This window comes from Phenylobacterium sp. (genome assembly GCF_013822795.1).
Lineage (GTDB): Bacteria > Pseudomonadota > Alphaproteobacteria > Caulobacterales > Caulobacteraceae > Phenylobacterium.
This window is the reverse complement of the sequence record NZ_PNLB01000006.1, coordinates 194,325-211,851: the sequence shown is the minus strand read 5'-3', so window position 1 is coordinate 211,851 and position 17,527 is coordinate 194,325. Positions and strand designations below refer to the sequence as shown.

Below are 17,527 nucleotides of genomic sequence, written 5' to 3'. Positions count from 1 at the left end.
ACCTGCCGCGCCCGGCTGGCCGGCGGCGTCTGGCCCTGGTTCGTGTTCTGGGGCTACCAGCTGTTCATCGTGCTGGCGGCGGTCGGCTACGTCGCCGGCATCACTCAGTCGAAGGAGTACGCCGAGCCTGAGTGGCTGGTCGACCTGTGGCTGACCATCGTCTGGGTCGCTTACCTGCTGGTCTTCCTGGGCACGCTTTGGAAGCGCAAGGAGCCGCATATCTATGTGGCGAACTGGTTCTACCTGGCCTTCATCGTCACCATCGCGCTGCTGCACATCGTCAACAACCTGGCGGTTCCGGTCAGCCCGCTGAACAGCCGCAGCTACTCGCTGTTCGCCGGAGTGCAGGACGCCCTGCTGCAGTGGTGGTACGGCCACAACGCGGTCGGCTTCTTCCTGACCGCCGGCTTCCTGGCGATGATGTACTACTTCGTGCCCAAGCGCGCGGAGCGGCCGGTCTATTCGTACCGCCTGTCCATCGTCCACTTCTGGTCGCTGATCTTCATCTACATCTGGGCGGGCCCGCACCACCTGCACTACACGGCGCTGCCGCAGTGGGCGCAGACGCTGGGCATGACCTTCTCGATCATGCTGTGGATGCCGTCCTGGGGCGGGATGATCAACGGCCTGATGACCCTCTCGGGGGCTTGGGACAAGCTGCGCACCGACCCGGTCATCCGCATGATGGCCGTCGCGATCGCCTTCTACGGCATGGCCACGTTCGAGGGCCCGCTGATGTCGATCCGCGAGGTCAACGCGCTCAGCCACTACACCGACTGGACCATCGGCCACGTCCACTCCGGCGCGCTCGGCTGGGTCGGCTTCATCACCTTCGGCGCCGTCTACTGCATGGTGCCGTGGCTGTGGAAGAAGGACGGCCTCTACTCGCTGAAGCTGGCCGAGTGGCACTTCTGGATCGCGACCCTGGGCATCCTTCTCTACATCTGCGCGATGTGGGTTTCCGGGATCATGGAAGGCCTCATGTGGCGCGAGTACACGCCGCAGGGCTTCCTCGCGAACTCCTTCGTCGAGACCGTCGCCGCCAAGCACATCGAGAACGTCATCCGCACCCTGGGCGGGGCCATGTTCCTCGCCGGCGCGGTGATCATGTCCTACAACCTGTGGCGTACGATCCGCATGCCCAGCTCTGCGCCCAGCGCCCAGAGCCTGAGCGGTCCCGCCCCCGCGCTCGTCGCGGCGCAGTAAGGCGAGGCCGACCATGTGGAAGCATCACACCAAGCTTGAGAAGCACTCCCTGCCGCTGGTCATCGCGATCCTGATCGTGGTGTCCATCGGGGGGATCGTCGAGATCGCGCCGCTGTTCTGGCTCGAAAGCACCGTCGAGGAGGTGGAGGGCGTGCGGCCTTACACCCCTCTCGAACTGGCCGGGCGCGACATCTACATCCGCGAGGGCTGCTACACCTGCCACTCGCAGATGGTCCGTCCGCTGCGCGACGAGGTCGAACGCTACGGCCACTACAGCCTTGCGGCCGAGAGCATGTACGACCACCCGTTCCAGTGGGGTTCCAAGCGGACGGGCCCCGACCTGGCGCGCGTCGGCGGCAAGTACTCCGACGGCTGGCACAAGGACCACCTGGTCGACCCGCGCTCGGTCGTGCCGGAATCCGTCATGCCGCCCTACGCCTTCCTCGCCGAGAAGGCCCTCGATTACCGCGACATCCAGGACAAGATCCGTGCGATGACCAAGGTCGGCGTGCCCTACACCCAGGACATGATCGACAGCGCCAAGGACGACCTGGAGACCCAGGCCGATCCGTTCGCCGCGGCCAGCAAGTTCCAGGCCCGCTACGGCGGCAAGGTCATTCAGCGCGACTTCGACGGCGAACCGGACCGGCTGTCCGAAATGGACGCCCTGATCGCCTACCTGCAGATGCTCGGGACGCTGGTCGACTTCAGCACCTACGAGGCCAAGGCCCCGGAGAACCGTCGATGAGCGACCTGACCTACGAGACGGTGGCGCGCTTCGCCCAGCAAGGCGGCCTGATCTATTTCGGGCTGATCTTCGCCTGCGGCGTCGTCTACGCGCTCTGGCCGCGCAACCGCGAGGCGTTCAAGCGCCTCGCCAGCCTTCCCCTGCAAGATCATGAGGCCCCCGATGTCCAAGCGTGAACCCGACGAGGTCACGGGCGTCGAAACCACGGGACACGAGTGGGACGGCATCCGTGAGCTGGACAACCCGCTGCCGCGCTGGTGGCTCTACATGTTCTGGGCCGGGATCGTCGTGGCGGCCGTTTACTGGGTGCTGATGCCGGCTTGGCCGGGCGTGCGCAGCTACACCCAGGGCGTGCTCGGCCAATCCGACCGCGCCGACGTGGTGGTCGCCCTGAACGACCTGAAGACCCTTCGCGGGGCGCAGGCTGCGCGGCTGAAGACCGCCAGCCTGGAGGAGATCGAGCGTGATCCGGAGCTGCAGGCCTACGCCCAGGCGGTCGGCCAGTCGGTGTTCGGGGACAACTGCGCCACCTGCCACGGGACCGGCGGGGTCGGGGCCAAGGGCTACGCCAACCTGCGCGACGACGTCTGGCTGTGGGGCGGTTCGCTGGAGGACATCCACCACACGATCGAGGTGGGCATCCGTTCCGACCATCCGCAGACGCGCTTCTCGCAGATGCCGGCCTTTGGCCGCGATCAGATGCTGAGCGCCGCCGAGGTGTCGGACCTGACTGAGTACGTGGTCGCGCTGTCGGGCCGGCCGGCGAACGCCGCCGCCGTGCGCCGTGCAGCGCCCGTCTATCAGACGCAGTGCGTCGCCTGTCACGGGCCGACCGGGACGGGCGACCAGAAGCAGGGCGCGCCGAACCTGACCGACCAGGAGTGGCTCTACGGCTCCACGCGCGCCGACATCCACGCCCAGATCTGGAACGGCCGCGGCGGCGTCATGCCGAGCTGGAAGGCCCGCTTCGACCCGGAGACCCTGAAGGCGCTCGCCGTCTACATCCACGCCAACGCCGGAGGCCAGTAGGGCCATGACCGTCGTCATAGACAGGACCCGAGCTTCCGCCCCCAAGCACGAAGCGGGTCCCGTCTCGGCCGCCGCTCGGGCCCGCAAGAGCGCGGATCCGGGCGGCGGTCTCTACAAGCCGCGCGCGCCGATCTATCCGAAGCTGGTCCACGGCCGCTGGCGCGCGATCAAGTGGGCGGTGATGATCGTCACCCTGGCGATCTACTACATCACCCCCTGGATCCGTTGGGACCGGCCGGGCGTGCTGCCCGATCAGGCGGTGCTGGTCGATTTCGCCGGGCGCCGGTTCTACTTCTTCGACATCCAGCTCTGGCCGCAGGAGGTGCACTTCATCACCGGGCTGCTGGTGCTGTCGGCGTTGGCGCTGTTCCTGGTGACGGCGCTGTTCGGCCGGCTGTGGTGCGGCTACGCCTGTCCGCAGACCGTCTGGACCGACCTGTTCATCTATGTCGAGCGGCTGTTCGAGGGCGATCGCAACGCCCGCATGCGCCTGGACGCCGCGCCGTGGTCGCTCGACAAGGCCTGGCGCAAGATCGGCAAGCACGCGGTCTGGCTGGGCATCGCCTTCGCCACCGGCGGCGCGTGGATCTTCTACTTCCATGACGCGCCGAGCCTGCTGCACGACTTCTGGATCGGGCAGGGGCCGGTCACCGGCTACGTGTTCTGCGTCCTGCTGACGTTCACAACCTATGTCTTCGCCGGGACCATGCGCGAGCAGGTCTGCATCTACATGTGCCCCTGGCCGCGCATCCAGGGCGCGATGCTCGACGCTAATTCGCTGCAGGTGACTTATCGCTACGACCGCGGCGAGCCGCGCGGCGCGCACAAGAAGAGCGCCGGCTGGGAAGGCCGCGGCGACTGCGTCGACTGCCACCAGTGCGTCACCGCCTGTCCGATGGGCATCGACATCCGCGACGGCGCGCAGCTCGAGTGCATCAACTGCGGCCTGTGCATCGACGCCTGCGACGAGATCATGCTCAAGGTCGAACGTCCGATCGGCCTGATCGCCTATGACACCGACGCGGCCGTCGAGGCTCGCGCGGCCGGCAAGCCGGCGGTCTATCGCCTGATCCGCTCGCGCACGGTGTTCTACGCCGTGGCCCTGGTGGTCGTCGGCGGATTGATGGCCTGGGGGCTGATGACCCGGCCGACCCTGGACGTCCACGTGCTGCATGACCGTAACCCGGTGTTCGTGCGGCTGCACGACGGCGCGGTGCGCAACGGCTACACGATCAAGATCGCCAACCGGACCTTCCAGGCCCAGACCTACGCCGTCGCCTTCGACGGGGCCAAGGGCGCGATCCTGAAGACCCCGGGCGACCGCGCCAGCCAGGACGTGCTCAAGGTCGAGGTTCCGGCCAACGAGGTGCGCGCCGTGCGCGTGTTCGTGACCCTGCCGCCGGACGCCATCACCGCCGCCAACATGTCCGCCGCCTTTGTCGTCACCGCTCCGGCCGCCGAGGAGCGCACCGAGACCACCTTCCTGTCAGGAGCTGCGAACGCGCCATGACCGCCCGCGCCGTAAAGAAGCCGTTCCGTATCACCGGTTGGCATGTGTTGTTTTCAGTGGTCGCCTTCTTCGGGGTGGTGATCGCAGTCGACAGCCTGTTCCTGGTGCTGGCCTATCGATCGCACCCGGGCCAGGTGTCGGTGACGCCCTACGAGGACGGCCTGGCCTACAACCGCGCCGTCGCCCAGCGCCGCACTCAGGCGGCGATAGGCTGGAGCGCCACCGCCGCGCCGGACGCCGGCGGAGTCGTCGTCGAGATCGCGGACGCAAAGGGCGAGCCGGTCTCCGGCCTGCAGCTCACCGGCCTCCTGCGCCGGCCGGCGACCGAGACCGGCGAGCTGCCGCTGACGTTCGAAGAGGCGGCGCCTGGCCGTTACCGCGCTCCCGCCAAGCCCGCCGCGGGAGCCTGGGATGTCCACGTTCAGAGCCAAGGGCAGGTCTTTCAAGCGGAGCGCCGACTGACATGGCCATGACCGCCGATCGCCAGGACTTCTCCGCGTTTCTACGCCCGGCCGAAGGCGGCGGCCGCTCGCTGGAGCTGTTGGTCAAGGGCGCCCGCTGCGCCGCCTGCATGTCCAAGATCGAGGGCGAGGTCCGCGCCCTGCCGGCCGTGGAGTCGGCGCGGCTGAACCTCACCACTGGCAAGCTGACCGTCGGCTTCGAGGCGGGGGCGGGCGATCCGAGCCTGGTGCTCGAGCGGCTCGACGGGCTCGGCTATCCGGCGACGCTCTACGATCCGGGCAAGGCCGCGGCCGCCCGCGACGCCGAGGGGCGCAAGCTGACCCTGGCGCTCGGCGTCGCGGCCTTCGGGGCCGGCAACGCGATGATGTTCTCGGTGCCGATCTGGGCGGGCCTATTTGGCCAGGAGCTTGGTCCGGCGACCCGCACGCTGATGATGTGGATGAGCGGAGTGATCGGCGCCCCGTGCGCGGTCTATGCCGGCATGCCGTTCTTCGAGTCGGCCTGGCGCTCGCTGCGCTCGGGCCGCGCCAACATGGACGTGCCGATCTCCATCGGGGTGATCCTGACGCTGGTGATCTCGTTCATCGAGACGGTGCTGCGCGGCCGTGACGCCTATTTCGACGCGGCCGTCACCCTGCTGTTCCTGCTGCTGATCGGGCGCTGGCTCGATCATCGGCTGCGCGCCAGCGCGCGCAGCGCGGCCGCCGACCTGCTGGCCATGCAGGCGCCGTCGGCGACCCTGGTCGGGGAAGACGGCGTCGAGCGCCGCATCCCGCTCAGCGAGGTCGCGCCGGGCGACGAACTCATCGTCCGGCCGGGCGAACGGATTCCGGTCGATGCGGTGATCGCCGCCGGGGTCTCCGAGCTCGACAAGTCGATGTTGACCGGCGAGACCCTGCCGGTCCGCGTGGCGGCGGGCGAGAGCTGTCAGGCCGGGGCCATGAACCTCGGCGGGGTTCTGCGCCTGCGCGCCGCCGCCCGCTCCGAAGATTCCGCCGTGGCGGCGATCGCCCGGCTGGTCGAGGCCGGCGCCCAATCCCGTTCGAAGTACGTGCAACTGGCCGACAAGGCCGCGGCGCTCTATGTGCCGATCATTCACTCGGCCGCGGCGCTGACCTTTGTCGGCGTCTGGGCGCTGGGCTTCGGACCGCGCGTAGCGCTGCTGCGCGCGGTCGCGGTGTTGATCATCACCTGTCCCTGCGCCCTGGGGCTGGCCGTTCCGGCGGTGCAGGTCACCGCCTCCGCGCGCCTGTTCCGGCGCGGGATCCTGGTCAAGTCTGGCGCGGCGCTGGAGCGGCTGGCCGAGGTCGACCATGTCGTGCTCGACAAGACCGGCGTGCTGACCGAGGGCCGCCCGCAGCTCATCGATCCGGTTCCGGCCGCCATCGCCATGGCTGCGCCGCTGGCCAAGGCCTCGGCCCATCCGTTGTCGCGGGCGCTGGCCGCCCACGCGGGGCCGACCTTGCTCGCCGACAATGTCGTGGAGACCCCAGGGCAGGGGGTCGAGGGCTATATCGGCGGGCGCCGCGCCCGGCTTGGCCGCGCGGCCTTCGTCGGCGTCGCCGGCGCGCCGAGCAGCGAGACCGAGCTGTGGTTCGGCGTCGAGGGTGAGACGAAGATCCGCTTCGTGTTCGCCGACCAGCTGCGTGCGGACGCTGCGGCCACCGTGGCGGCGCTGAAGGCGCGCGGCCTGACCGTCGAGATTCTCTCCGGAGACACCTTCTCGGCGGTGGCGCGGGCCGCCGACGCGGCCGGGGTCGAGGATTGGCGCGCGTCGCTGACGCCAGCCGACAAGGCCGCGCTGGTCGCCGAACGCACCGCCCAAGGCCGTAAGGTGCTGATGGTCGGCGATGGGCTGAACGACGCGGCGGCCCTGGCCGGGGCGCACGCCGGCATGGCGCCGGGCGCGGCGCTTGACGCCAGCCAGAACGCCGCGGACCTGGTCTTCTCCGGCGAGCGGCTGGGAGCGGTCGTCGAGGCGATCGACGTCTCGCGTTCTGCGCGCAAGCGGGCCCTGGAGAACTTCTCCTTCGCCGCGCTCTACAACCTGGTCGCCGCGCCGGCCGCGATGCTCGGCTTCGTCAATCCGTTCGTCGCCGCCCTGGCGATGTCGGGCTCGTCGCTGGTCGTGACCCTGAACGCCCTGCGCACCGGGGCGGGGAGACGCTGATGGATATCCTGATGTTCCTGGCCCCGGCCTCGGTGGCGCTGGCCCTGGTCGGGCTGGGCGCCTTCTGGTGGACGCTGCGCAGCGGCCAGTACGAAGACCCGGTCGGTGACGCTTCGCGGATTTTGGTTGAGCACGAGCGTCCCGATTGACGGATATCACGGCGCGCTTGGGCTGATCGGGCGAGATACCTGCGACACAACAGGAGCCGCCCGTGACCCTCACTGCGCTCAGAGACCCCCAGGCGCTGGCCGACCTCGTCGCCCGCTTCGACGGCCGCGCCCCACGCTACACCAGTTATCCGACCGCCGTGCAGTTCACCCCGGACGTCGGCGAGGCGACCTACCGCCGCTGGCTGGCCGAGCTGCCCGCGAGCGATCCGGTGTCGCTCTACATGCACATCCCGTTCTGCGCGCGACTGTGCTGGTACTGCGGCTGCAACACCCGCGCGGTGAACCGGCATGAGCCGATCACCGCCTATGTCGGCAAGCTGCTCGATGAGATCCGCCTGCTGGGCCAGGCGCTGCCGGGCAAGCTGCCGGCCAATGCGCTGCACTTCGGCGGCGGCACCCCGAACATGCTGGCGGTCGAGGAGCTCGACGTGCTGTTCGCCGCCCTCGGCGAGGTGTTCGACCTATCATCCGACATCGAGGTGGCGACCGAGATCGATCCGCCGGCCCTGACCCGCGAATGGGTCATGGCCTGCGCCGGCCACGGCCTGCGCCGCGCCAGCCTTGGCGTGCAGAACCTCGATCCGCAGGTGCAAGCCGCCGTCGACCGCAAGGGCACCATCGAGGAGGCGGCCCGCTGTGTCGGCTGGCTGCGCGAGGCTGGGGTCACCTCGATCAACTTCGACCTGATGTACGGCCTGCCGTATCAGACCACCGCCAACACGCTGGCGACCATTGACGCGGTGCTCGGCCTGCGCCCCGAGCGGCTGGCGCTGTTCGGCTATGCCCACGTGCCGTGGATGAAGTCACACCAGCAGCTGATCGCCGAGGAGGCGCTGCCGGGGCCGGCCGAGCGTCTCGACCAGAGCGAGACCGCCGCCGAACGGCTGATTGCTGAGGGCTATGTCCGCATCGGGCTCGACCACTTCGCGCTGCCGACCGACGAACTCGCGGTTGCGTTGGCGGAAGGGCGGCTACGCCGCAACTTCCAGGGTTACACGACCGACGCGGCCAAGACCCTGATCGGGATGGGGGCGTCGGCTATCGGCGCCTTCCCGCAAGGCTTCGTGCAAAACGTGACGAGAGAACTCGACTGGCGCTCGGCGCTGGATCGCGGCGAGCTGCCGATCGCGCGCGGCGTGGCGATCACCGACGAGGACCGGTTCCGCGGCGAGATCATCGAGCGACTGATGTGCGACTTCGCGGTGGACCTGCACGCGGTGCGCGCGCGCCACGGCCGCTCGCTGGCCGACTTGGCGCTGATCCTGGCGCGGCTGGAGCCGTTCCGGCGTGAAGGGCTGCTGCTGGCCGAAGGCGGCCGCGTGGACGTGGTCGGACACGGCCGGTTGGTCATCCGCTCGATCTGCGGGGCGGTGGACGCCTACTTCGACGCCCAGCAGGGCCGGCACGCCAAGGCGTTGTGACGGGAAGAAAAAGGGAAAATTCAGGCGGCGGCGAGGTCTTCCAGGGCCTCGCGATCGCGGACCCGGAAGCGGCGGCAGCTTTCGAACTCGACCACGCCGGAGGACTGGAGCTGGGTGATCATCCGAGACACGGTCTCGATGGTGAGCCCGAGGTAGTCGGCCATGTCCTGGCGGCCCATGGCCAGCTCGACGGCGGTCTCGCCACGGCGCTGGGCCAGGCCGAGCAGGAAGCTGGCCACGCGTTCGCTGGCGCTCTTACGGACCAGCAGGGTCAGGTGCTCGCGGGCGCTTTCGAGGTCGCGCACGGTGGCGTCCCACATCAGGTCCTTGAGCTCTTCCTCGCCGCCGGCGGCGAGCATGGCCTGGCGGCTGGCCGCCAGGATCACGCAGTCGCTGAGCGCTTCGGCGGCCATGCTGTGGCTGCCGGTCGTTTCCAGGCCGAAGACGTCGCCGGGATAATAGAAGTCGCCGATCGGGCGGCGGCCGTCGGCCATGAATCGCGAGGTGCGCACCGTGCCGCTGATCATTCGATAGACGAGATCGGCGCGCTCGCCCTGGCCGTAGATCTCTTCGTCCTTGGCGAAGGACATCGGCACGCCGATCCGGCTGATCAGGTCGTGGTCGTCACGGAGGATCGTTTCGCTGCAAGTCATACCCAACTCCCGATGACCTTTGACTAGGCCGGGGCGGGCGGGCGGAAAATTTCGGATCGTCCCTTACGGGCCGGCCCTTACGTACTCCTACGGAGGTCAGTTCACGCGGCGTGTGCGGCCGGCCCAATAGGGCTCACGCAGCTCGCGACGCAGGATCTTGCCCGAGGCGTTGCGGGGCAGGGCGTCGATGAAGTCGACGCTCTTGGGGGCCTTGAAGCCGGCGATGCGGGTGCGCGCGAAGGCGATGATGTCCTCCGGGTCGGGACTGGTCCCTGGCTTGGGCGCGACGATGGCCTTCACCGACTCGCCCCACTTGTCGTCGGGCACCCCGATCACCGCCACCTCGGCCACGTCCGGGTGGCCGTAGACCGCGCTCTCGACCTCGGCCGGATAGATGTTCTCGGCGCCGGAGATGATCATGTCCTTCACCCGGTCATGGATGAAGAGATAGCCGTCCTCGTCCAGGTAGCCGGCGTCGCCGGTGCGCAGCCAGCCGTCGGCCGCCACGGTCGCCGCGGTCGCGTCCGGCAGCCGCCAGTAGCCAGCCATGTTGGAGACCGAGCGGACCGCCACCTCGCCGACGGTGTTCGGCGGCAGGCTGGCGCCGGTCTCGTCGACGACCTTGATCTCGACCCCCGGCATCGGCAGGCCCGCCGCGCGCATCCGAGCGTTGCCGGCCGGGTCGTGGTCCTCCGGCGGCAGATAGACGATGGTGCCGCAGGTCTCGGTCATGCCGTACTGCTGGACGAAGCCGCAGCCGAACACCTCCATGCACTCGCGCAGCAGGTCCAGCGGGATCGGGCTGGCGCCGTAGAGGATGTACTTGAGGCGCGAGTAGTCGACCTCGCGCGCCCGCGGCTGGCGTACGACGATCTGGAGCGCCGCCGGGACCATGAACATCTTGGAAACGCGGTCGTGCTCGATGTAGTCGAGCACCTTGAACGGGTCGAATTCGCGGGCGACCACGCCCTTGGCCCCGTTCACCAGGCCGACGATGCCCCAGCCGGTGCCGCCGATGTGGCCGACCGGCATAGCGACCAGGCTGATGTCCTCCGGCGCCCACTGGTTCCACGACATCGGCGTTTCCTGGGCCCGGCGGCGGCCGCCCAGGATGTTGAGGTGGCTGAGCATCGCGCCCTTCGGGCGGCCCGTGGTTCCCGAGGTATAGAGCTGCACGGCGACGTCGCGTTCGTCGATCTCGACAGCTGGATCTTTGGCGGGCTGGGCGTCGCGCCAGGCCTCATAGGTAGGCCACTCGCTACCTGGCTCCATCGCCACGACCTTTAGGTCCGGCAGCTCGGCGGCGACCTTGCGGGCTGGTTCGAGCACCTCGGGGCCGACGAACAGCATTCTGGCCTGCGCGTCCCCGGCGATGTAGGCGATCTCCGGCGGGGCCAGGCGCCAGCCGATCGGGGCCATGATCACCCCGATCTTGGCCGCCCCGAACAGCAGCTCGAAATAGTGGTCGCTGTTCTTGCCGAGATAGGCGATGCGGTCGCCCTTCTTCAGGCCTTCAGCGAGCAGGGCCTGGGCGGCCTGATTGCTGGCGGCGTCGAACTGGGCGTAGGTGGTCTGCCGCCCCTCGAAGGTCAGGGCGACGGCGCCCGGCCGCTCGCGGGCATGAAAGCGCGGCGCGTCGGCCAGGGTCGGAATGGCGTTGAAGTCGACGGACGTTTGAGCCACGGGCGGCCTCCCTAAAGTCCGAGCACCAGGCGGGCGATGATGTCCCGCTGGATCTCGTTGGAGCCGCCATAGATCGAGGCGGCGCGATTGTTCAGGTACCGGGGCATGGCGATCAGCACTGCGTCAGGCCCGATGGGCGGTATGTTGGACCCCGCCTCGCGCGCGGCCGGTTGGTCGGGCGCGGCGTAGACGCCTGCGACTTCCAGCAGCAGTTCGTCGATCCGCTGCATGGCCTCGCCGCCCTGGGTCTTGAGCATGGAGGAGGCCGGGCCGGGGTTCTTGCCAGACGACAGTTCGGCCAGGATGCGCTGCTCGGAGACCTCGATGGCCTGGACGGCGATCTCGGTTTCCATGAGCCGGCGGCGGAAGCTCGCCTCGTTCAGGAGGCCGGCGTCGCGAGCTGTCCTGCGCAGCCTCTCCAGCATGACCTTCAGGCCCGGCGCAGAGCCGCCGCCGCGTTCGAACTCGAGCAGGTACTTGGCGACCGTCCAGCCCTGGTTCTCCTCGCCGATGCGCCCAGAAACGGGGACCCGGACGTTCTCGAAGAACACCTCGTTGACCTCGTGCTCGCCGGCCAGGGTGATGACCGGGCGGACCTTGATGCCCGGGGTCTGCATGTCCAGCAGCAGGAAGGTGATCCCGGCCTGCGGCTTGCCCTCGGCCAGAGTCCGCACCAGGCAGAACATGCGGTTGGCCCAGTGCGCGTGGGTGGTCCACAGCTTGGAGCCGTTGAGCACATAGTCGTCGCCGTCGCGCTCGGCGCGCAGTTTCAGGGCGGCCAGGTCCGAGCCGGCGCCAGGCTCGGAGTATCCCTGGCACCAGTAGTCTTCGCCTGAGAGGATCCGCGGCAGGTAATGCGCTTTCTGCGCCTCGGTCCCGTAGCCCATGATCACCGGGCCGACCATGCGCAGTCCCATGGGGGCCAGACTTGGCGCCCCGGCCCGGGCGCACTCGGCGGCGAAGATGTGCCGCTGCATCTCGTTCCAGCCCGGGCCGCCATAGGCCTTGGGCCAGCTCGGCGCGGCCCAGCCCTTGGCGTGCAGGATCTTCTGCCACGGCAGGCTGTGGCGCTTGTCGATGAAGACGCTGGTGGCGCGGCGTCCAGCCTCGCGCAGGTCGGGGGGCAGCGCCTCCTGCAGGAAGGCGCGCACCTCGTCGCGGAAGGCCAGTTCTTCGGCGGTCAGATCCAGGTTCACTTGGCGGGCGTCCTAGAAACGTCCGCGCAAGGTAACGCCGTAAGTCCGCGGCGGCGCAAGGAAAGTCGCGAAGGTGCCGGTCTGCAGCGGCTGGTCGACGACGACCTGGTTGTAGTCCTCGTCGGTCAGGTTCTGGGCCCACAGCTCGGCGGACCAGCGCTCATCCTGGCTGGCCAGCACCAGGCGGGCGTTGACCAGGGTCAGCGGCGGCTGGGATTTCAGCGGGTCGAGGTTGGAGCCGGTGTTGTACTCCGAGGTGTACTTGGCCGAGAGGCTGGCGCGGAATTCGAGGGTCTCGCTGACGGGGCGCTCGTAGTTGACCGTGCCGGCCGCCGACCACAGCGGCGCGTAGGAAAGGCGGGTGTTGGGCAGGCGCGGCGAGATGCCGGCCGGCGGCGCGAAGTCGCCGAACTGGGTTTCGGCGTAGGTGACGCCGCCCGTGAAGCTAAGCCCCTCGACCGGCGGGCGCCACATCAGGTCGACGTCGACGCCGCGCGAGACCACTTCCGGGATCGAGGCCACTAGCCAGCTGATGCCGGTGTAGGTGTTGAGCTGGAAGTCCTCGTAGGTCTGGTAGAACAGCGCGGCGTTGGCGACGAGGCCGTAATCGGCGGTGTTGGACTTTACGCCGAACTCGTAGCTGACCACGGTCTCGGCTGGGAAGCTGGTGTCGGGGTTGATGACCCCCGCCGCCAGGCGCGCGCGGTCGAGGTTGAAGCCGCCGCTCTTGAAGCCTTCGGCGTAGGAGGCGTAGGCCATGACCCCTTCGTTGAAGCGGTAGCTGGCCTTGAGCGTGCCGCTCCAGCGGCCTTCGCTCTGCTCCTGGTTGGTGACCACGGTGTTGAAGGCGGGGTCGGAGTGCGGCGCGCAGATGGCGGCGCGGGCCGTGAGCGGGATCGGGCGCACCAGGGCCGCGGCGCAGGCGTTGGCCGGCGCGGAGTTGGTGTAGTGGCTGCGCACCGTCTTTTCGTCGTCGGAGTAGCGTAGGCCCAGGGTCAGCTCGAGCGCCTCGGTCACCTTCCAGCTGTTGTTGGTGAACAGCGCCCAGCCCTTGGAGCTGTGGTCGTAGCTGTCGCGCGGCCCTGTGCCGGCCGGGAAGTTGGTCCCGAACGGCAGGCCGGTCAGCAGCGAGACGAAGGCGGGGTTGGGGCTGCCGGACGGGGCCGAGAACAGCAGGCCGAAGTAGGGCTCGTACGCCGTGCCGAAGGTGGTCGCGGCGGCGGCCTTGAGGTCCTCGTCGGAGTAGAACGCGCCGATCAGCCAGTTCACCGTCTCGGTCGAGCCGGCCAGGCGAAGTTCTTGCGAGAACGCCTTGATCTGATTGAAGCTCGAGCCGTCGGCGGCCCGATACCAGATGTCGGCCGACGAGAAGTCGATGTCCGATCCGTTCTCCGCCCGCCAGTCGCGGAAGGCGGTGATCGAGGTCAGCACCAGATCCTCGTTGATATCCCAGTTGAGCTCGGCCGAGACGCCCTGGTCGGTGATCTTGGAGCCCATGTCGCGGTTGGCGTTGGCGATCCGCGCGCCCGGGTTCGGCGGCCGCTGGACGCCTTCGTCGGCGGCCAGGGCGTCGACCAGCGCCGCCGTCGGCCCGGCGACGGTGACAAAGTTCACGCAGCAATGCTCGTCGCGGTCGGAATAGTCGGCCAGCAGCTTGATGCTGAGGCTGTCGGTCGGGGTGAACAGCAGCTGTCCGCGGACCGTGTAGTAGTTCTGGTCAGTGTCGTCAGTGCGGGTGCGCGGCCCGGCCCCGACGTGGACGTCGGCGAAGCCGTCGCGCTCGCGCTTGGCCGCGTAGAGGCGGCCGGCCAGCACGTCCTTGACGATCGGGCCGGTGACGCTGCCGGCCACGCCGAGCGCGCCGTGGTCGCCGACAGTCACTTCGCCCGCCGCCTCGAAATCGAAGGACGGGGCCTTGGTCAGCACGTTGATGACGCCCGCCGACGTATTCTTGCCGAATAGGGTGCCCTGCGGACCCTTCAGGATCTCCACGCGCTCCAGCTCGCCGAGGTCGCCGAACGCCACCCCGCTGCGGGCGCGATAGACACCGTCGATGACCGTGCCGACCGAGGATTCCAGACCGGGGTTGTCGCCAATGGTGCCGACGCCGCGGATCCGGGCCGAGGTCTGCGCCTCGCTGGTCGAGGAGGTGACGCTGAGCCCCGGGGCCAGGACCTGCAGGTCCTTGATGTCGCGGACGCCCGCATCCTGAAGTTGCCGTTGCGGAAGGGTGGTGACGACGATCGGCACGTCCTGAAGGTTCTGTTCGCGCTTCTGGGCGGTGACCACCAGCTCGGCGACCGTGCCGGAGTCCTGGGCCATGGCCGGACCGACCGCACAGGCGGCCGCGATGACCGCCCATGAGGCGGTCGTCAGTGCGTGTTTCATCTTCCCTCCCGCTGCCGGCGGCGCCGGCGAACCGTTCTTGCACATCGCCGTCTTGTCGCGGCGAGGCAGGAATGCTTGCAGAAATGGGCGTTGCGGGACAAGCTAACGGATGTGATAGGCGCCGCAGGGGAGGCAGGCCGTCGTGGCGATGAGCGGTGAATCTCACGATGAGTACGAGCTTATCGAGCGCCTCGCGGTCGACGTTCGTGACCGTGGACGCGAGATCGATCTGCCCTACATCGCGGTCAGCGCCGACATCGGAGATCCCGAGCCGATGCGCGATCGGCATGGCCGTCCGTTCGCCGAGACGCTCTTTCAGTGGCTCGATCCAGGGTTGCATTACTGGAAAGACCGCGGCTTCGCGCTGCGTTCGGCCTTCGTGTTCGCCTGCCGCTACACGGCTGAGCCGTTCTACTTCCAGGATGGACGCTTCGGCGCCTGGCGGCCGTCGCGCAGGCTACAGGCGATCGACGTGGTGCAGAGCGCCGACACGGTCGAGATCAGCACGGCGATCATCGCGCCGACCCACCTTCCGGGCGGGGTGATCGGGGCGATCGTCTGGGCCTCGCCGGAGGCCTTCGACGTACGGCCGGTGTTCGAGCAGCGGGCCGCCGAACTGTCGATCCTCTCGCTGCGCTTCATGGCCGCCTATAACGACCGGGGGCTGGACCCCGACGGCCTGGTCCACCTGACCCGTCGCGAGATCCAGTGTCTGAAGTGGGCGGCCAAGGGCAAGACCGACGGCGAGATCGCCGAGATCGTGAAGATCTCGATGCCGACCGTCCGGTTCCACATGCGCAACGCCGCGGACAAGATGGGCGTGGCGGGCCGGCCTCAGGCCGTCCACCGCGCCTCAGTGCTCGGCTATGTCGGCGAACGCCAGCGGGCCGCCAGGAGCTGAGCGGCTACTTCCATTTGGCCCGAAGCCGTTCCCGGAACAGATCGAGCCGTTCGGCCGCCGAACTCAGGGCCTGACTTCCACGACCGAGGACGGCCGCCAGATCGGCGTTGATCTGCTCGCGGCGGGATTCCTTGGTCTCGGGCAGCGGCGGCAGCACGTGGGCGAAGTAGGTGTTGTCGAGCAGCTTGTGCAGTAGGCGTTCGCCGGGGAACGGCTCGCCGTTGTTGATCGCTCGCGCCGCCTTCAGCAGCGTGCGGATGTCGTACTGGGTCGGGCTGAGGTCCGGTACCTGCTTGGGTAGGCCCAGCAGAGTGTAGACCGCGATGCGGGCCGTCCGCACCGAACTTTCCATCGTGAAGATGACGTCGTTGCTGGTCTCGACGAACTGCCCGAGCAGCCCAAGATTGGTGCAGCCGGCCGGGACGACATGCGGCCGGTCGCCCGCCGCGCGCGGCATGAACTGAGCGGTGATGTAAGGCATCAGCGCCAACCGGACCTTGGTAGCCGCGGCGACCGCGTCGAGCTGGCCCTCGATGCCCAGGTGGTGGCAGAGCTCGGCCAGGATCTCGCGGCCGGTGCAGGCCGGCATCGGCTTCTTCACATAGTCGCCGTCCTTGTCCATCAGCAGCGCGTAGACCCAGATCACCAGCACGTCCTTGGGCTGGTCGGGGAAGTGCGGCTGGCGATTGCAGGTGAAGCTGAGCACCCAGCTGGAGTCGGTGAAGGTGATGACCCCGCCCGTGACGGTCTTGCCGGAATAGGGATCGTTGACCGCCAGCTCCTTGAGCTTGTCGACGAACGGCGAGGGCTTGCAGGTCAGCGTCGCCGACTCCCACATCGAGCGGTCGACGTCGCCGTAGAACTTCTCGGGCTTGCCGAAGATCGGCGAGGCTTTGGCGAGATTGCGCCAAAGCGCCCAGTCGCTGCTCTCGCCCGGATCCCTGCGGTCGCGTTGCAGCACCGGGGCGTTGTCCAAGTCGCCATACGCCGTGCCCTCGGTCATCGAGCCAGTGACAGCGAAAACCAGGTCGTTGGGACGAACGGGGATGGAGCTGTCCTTGCCGCCGACCTTGCAGCGGATGGCGGTGACCGTCCGGGTCTCGCCCTCGACCGTCATGTCGAGGTCATAGGCGCGGGTGTCGAACTGCACCTTGACGCCCTTGTCGCGGAGCATCCGGGTCAGCGGCACGACGAAGCCGTCGTACTGATTGTACTTGGGGAAGACGAGGGCGGACATGTCGCCCAGCCCGTCGATCGCGTCGAGGAACCGGTGCATGTAGAGCTTCATCTCGAGAAGGCTTTGCCAGTTCTCGAAGGCGAACATCGATCGCCAGAGGTACCAGAAATTGGTCTCCAGGAAGCTCTCGCTGAAATAGTCCTCGATGGTCACGTCATCGAGGTCTTCCTTGCGCTTGAGCAGCAGGCGGATCAGCTCCCACTGGTGCGCCGTGGTCAGGCCAAGGGTCGAGAAGTCGCGGATCTGGCCGCGCTTGTGCATCAGCCGTGACTTGGAGAAGTTCGGGTCGTTGTCGTTGACCAGCCGGTACTCGTCGAGAACGCTGAACCCCTCGGGCAACTCCAGCGCCGGGACGTCCTGGAACAGGTCCCAGAAGTTGTCGTAGTTCCAGTTCATCTCGCGGCCGCCACGGACGATGTAGCCGGCTTGCGCGTCTCCGGCGCCGTCCAGCGAACCGCCGGTGACGTCGAGGGCGTCGAGGATGGTGATGTCCTCGCCCTTCATGCCGCCGTCCCGGATCATGTAGAACGCTGCCGCCAGGCCGGCGATGCCGCTGCCGATGACGTAGGCCTTGCGGCCCTCCACCGATTTGGGCGGAACCGGCCGGTGGCGCTGATAGGGGCCGACCATGTCGGGCGGGGGCAGGGTGTCCTGCGGTCCTTTGCGCCAGTAGGCGGCTGTGGCGTCTGCCTCGACCTTGAACTTGGAACCCGTGTCGCCGGCGCCTGCGCTCATGACATCCCTCTTTTCAGC

Annotated in this window: 15 protein-coding genes; 10 read left to right on the top strand and 5 right to left on the bottom strand. The window is 68.4% G+C overall.

The genetic code is table 11. The annotated features are described in order from the left end of the window. The 9 genes from ccoN to hemN all read left to right on the top strand — a co-directional run. A partial coding sequence (ccoN, locus tag C0481_RS07675) for a cytochrome-c oxidase, cbb3-type subunit I (protein WP_293402301.1) occupies positions 1-1,206 on the top strand: 1,206 nt, incomplete at its 5' end. A gap of 13 nt (positions 1,207-1,219) precedes the next feature. Next, positions 1,220-1,954: a cytochrome-c oxidase, cbb3-type subunit II gene (ccoO, locus tag C0481_RS07670; RefSeq protein WP_293402299.1), complete on the top strand. Its 735-nt coding sequence runs from the start codon at positions 1,220-1,222 to the stop codon at positions 1,952-1,954. Continuing rightward, positions 1,951-2,130 carry a cbb3-type cytochrome c oxidase subunit 3 gene (locus tag C0481_RS07665; protein WP_293402297.1) on the top strand — a complete coding sequence of 60 codons (180 nt, stop codon included), beginning with the start codon at positions 1,951-1,953 and terminating at the stop codon, positions 2,128-2,130. The genes ccoO and C0481_RS07665 overlap by 4 nt, the downstream gene beginning before the upstream one ends. Then, the gene (ccoP, locus tag C0481_RS07660; protein WP_293402294.1) at positions 2,117-2,983 is read left to right on the top strand and encodes a cytochrome-c oxidase, cbb3-type subunit III; all 867 of its coding nucleotides are present in this window, start codon (positions 2,117-2,119) and stop codon (positions 2,981-2,983) included. Before C0481_RS07665 ends, ccoP begins: the two co-directional genes overlap by 14 nt. A gap of 4 nt (positions 2,984-2,987) precedes the next feature. Continuing rightward, entirely contained in the window at positions 2,988-4,493 is a 1,506-nt protein-coding gene (ccoG, locus tag C0481_RS07655; protein ID WP_293402292.1) for a cytochrome c oxidase accessory protein CcoG, read from the top strand. Further along, on the top strand, positions 4,490-4,966 hold the full coding sequence (locus C0481_RS07650) for a FixH family protein (protein WP_293402290.1): 477 nt from the start codon (positions 4,490-4,492) through the stop codon (positions 4,964-4,966). Before ccoG ends, C0481_RS07650 begins: the two co-directional genes overlap by 4 nt. Beyond that, positions 4,957-7,125 carry a heavy metal translocating P-type ATPase gene (locus C0481_RS07645; protein WP_293402288.1) on the top strand — a complete coding sequence of 723 codons (2,169 nt, stop codon included), beginning with the start codon at positions 4,957-4,959 and terminating at the stop codon, positions 7,123-7,125. Before C0481_RS07650 ends, C0481_RS07645 begins: the two co-directional genes overlap by 10 nt. Beyond that, positions 7,125-7,274, top strand: coding sequence for a cbb3-type cytochrome oxidase assembly protein CcoS (gene ccoS, locus C0481_RS07640; RefSeq protein ID WP_293402286.1), 150 nt, complete (start codon positions 7,125-7,127; stop codon positions 7,272-7,274). The genes C0481_RS07645 and ccoS overlap by 1 nt, the downstream gene beginning before the upstream one ends. 62 nt (positions 7,275-7,336) lie before the next feature. After that, a complete protein-coding gene (gene hemN / locus C0481_RS07635) occupies positions 7,337-8,716 on the top strand; it encodes an oxygen-independent coproporphyrinogen III oxidase (RefSeq protein ID WP_293402284.1) in 1,380 nt (459 codons plus the stop codon). A 20-nt stretch (positions 8,717-8,736) separates the two neighbouring features. On the opposite strand, the gene C0481_RS07630 is transcribed toward hemN, so the two are convergent. From C0481_RS07630 to C0481_RS07615, 4 genes are all read right to left on the bottom strand, one after another. Then, positions 8,737-9,369: a helix-turn-helix domain-containing protein gene (locus C0481_RS07630; protein WP_293402282.1), complete on the bottom strand. Its 633-nt coding sequence runs from the start codon at positions 9,367-9,369 to the stop codon at positions 8,737-8,739. Between the two features lie 96 nt (positions 9,370-9,465). Then, on the bottom strand, positions 9,466-11,052 hold the full coding sequence (locus C0481_RS07625; protein WP_293402280.1) for a fatty acid--CoA ligase: 1,587 nt from the start codon (positions 11,050-11,052) through the stop codon (positions 9,466-9,468). Positions 11,053-11,063: 11 nt separating this feature from the next. Next, entirely contained in the window at positions 11,064-12,248 is a 1,185-nt protein-coding gene (locus C0481_RS07620; protein ID WP_293402278.1) for an acyl-CoA dehydrogenase family protein, read from the bottom strand. A 12-nt stretch (positions 12,249-12,260) separates the two neighbouring features. Then, positions 12,261-14,636, bottom strand: a complete 2,376-nt coding sequence (locus tag C0481_RS07615; RefSeq protein ID WP_293402276.1) for a TonB-dependent receptor — start codon at positions 14,634-14,636, stop codon at positions 12,261-12,263. Positions 14,637-14,784: 148 nt separating this feature from the next. On the opposite strand from C0481_RS07615, the gene C0481_RS07610 reads away from it, so the two are divergent. After that, complete coding sequence (locus tag C0481_RS07610) at positions 14,785-15,537, top strand: helix-turn-helix transcriptional regulator (protein WP_293402274.1); 753 nt, start codon at positions 14,785-14,787, stop codon at positions 15,535-15,537. Positions 15,538-15,541: 4 nt separating this feature from the next. On the opposite strand, the gene C0481_RS07605 is transcribed toward C0481_RS07610, so the two are convergent. Beyond that, complete coding sequence (locus tag C0481_RS07605) at positions 15,542-17,509, bottom strand: oleate hydratase (protein WP_293402272.1); 1,968 nt, start codon at positions 17,507-17,509, stop codon at positions 15,542-15,544. Positions 17,510-17,527 lie beyond the last annotated feature (18 nt).

Excerpts from the sequence above, each read along its gene's own strand:
- C0481_RS07650 (WP_293402290.1), top strand. The coding sequence starts at position 4,490 with ATGACCGCCCGCGCCGTAAAGAAGCCGTTCCGTATCACCGGTTGGCAT.
- ccoS (WP_293402286.1), top strand. The coding sequence starts at position 7,125 with ATGGATATCCTGATGTTCCTGGCCCCGGCCTCGGTGGCGCTGGCCCTG.
- C0481_RS07610 (WP_293402274.1), top strand. The coding sequence starts at position 14,785 with ATGAGCGGTGAATCTCACGATGAGTACGAGCTTATCGAGCGCCTCGCG.
- ccoO (WP_293402299.1), top strand. The coding sequence starts at position 1,220 with ATGTGGAAGCATCACACCAAGCTTGAGAAGCACTCCCTGCCGCTGGTC.
- ccoP (WP_293402294.1), top strand. The coding sequence starts at position 2,117 with ATGTCCAAGCGTGAACCCGACGAGGTCACGGGCGTCGAAACCACGGGA.
- C0481_RS07645 (WP_293402288.1), top strand. The coding sequence starts at position 4,957 with ATGGCCATGACCGCCGATCGCCAGGACTTCTCCGCGTTTCTACGCCCG.
- C0481_RS07605 (WP_293402272.1), bottom strand. The coding sequence starts at position 17,509 with ATGAGCGCAGGCGCCGGCGACACGGGTTCCAAGTTCAAGGTCGAGGCA.
- ccoG (WP_293402292.1), top strand. The coding sequence starts at position 2,988 with ATGACCGTCGTCATAGACAGGACCCGAGCTTCCGCCCCCAAGCACGAA.
- C0481_RS07615 (WP_293402276.1), bottom strand. The coding sequence starts at position 14,636 with ATGAAACACGCACTGACGACCGCCTCATGGGCGGTCATCGCGGCCGCC.
- C0481_RS07665 (WP_293402297.1), top strand. The coding sequence starts at position 1,951 with ATGAGCGACCTGACCTACGAGACGGTGGCGCGCTTCGCCCAGCAAGGC.
- C0481_RS07630 (WP_293402282.1), bottom strand. The coding sequence starts at position 9,369 with ATGACTTGCAGCGAAACGATCCTCCGTGACGACCACGACCTGATCAGC.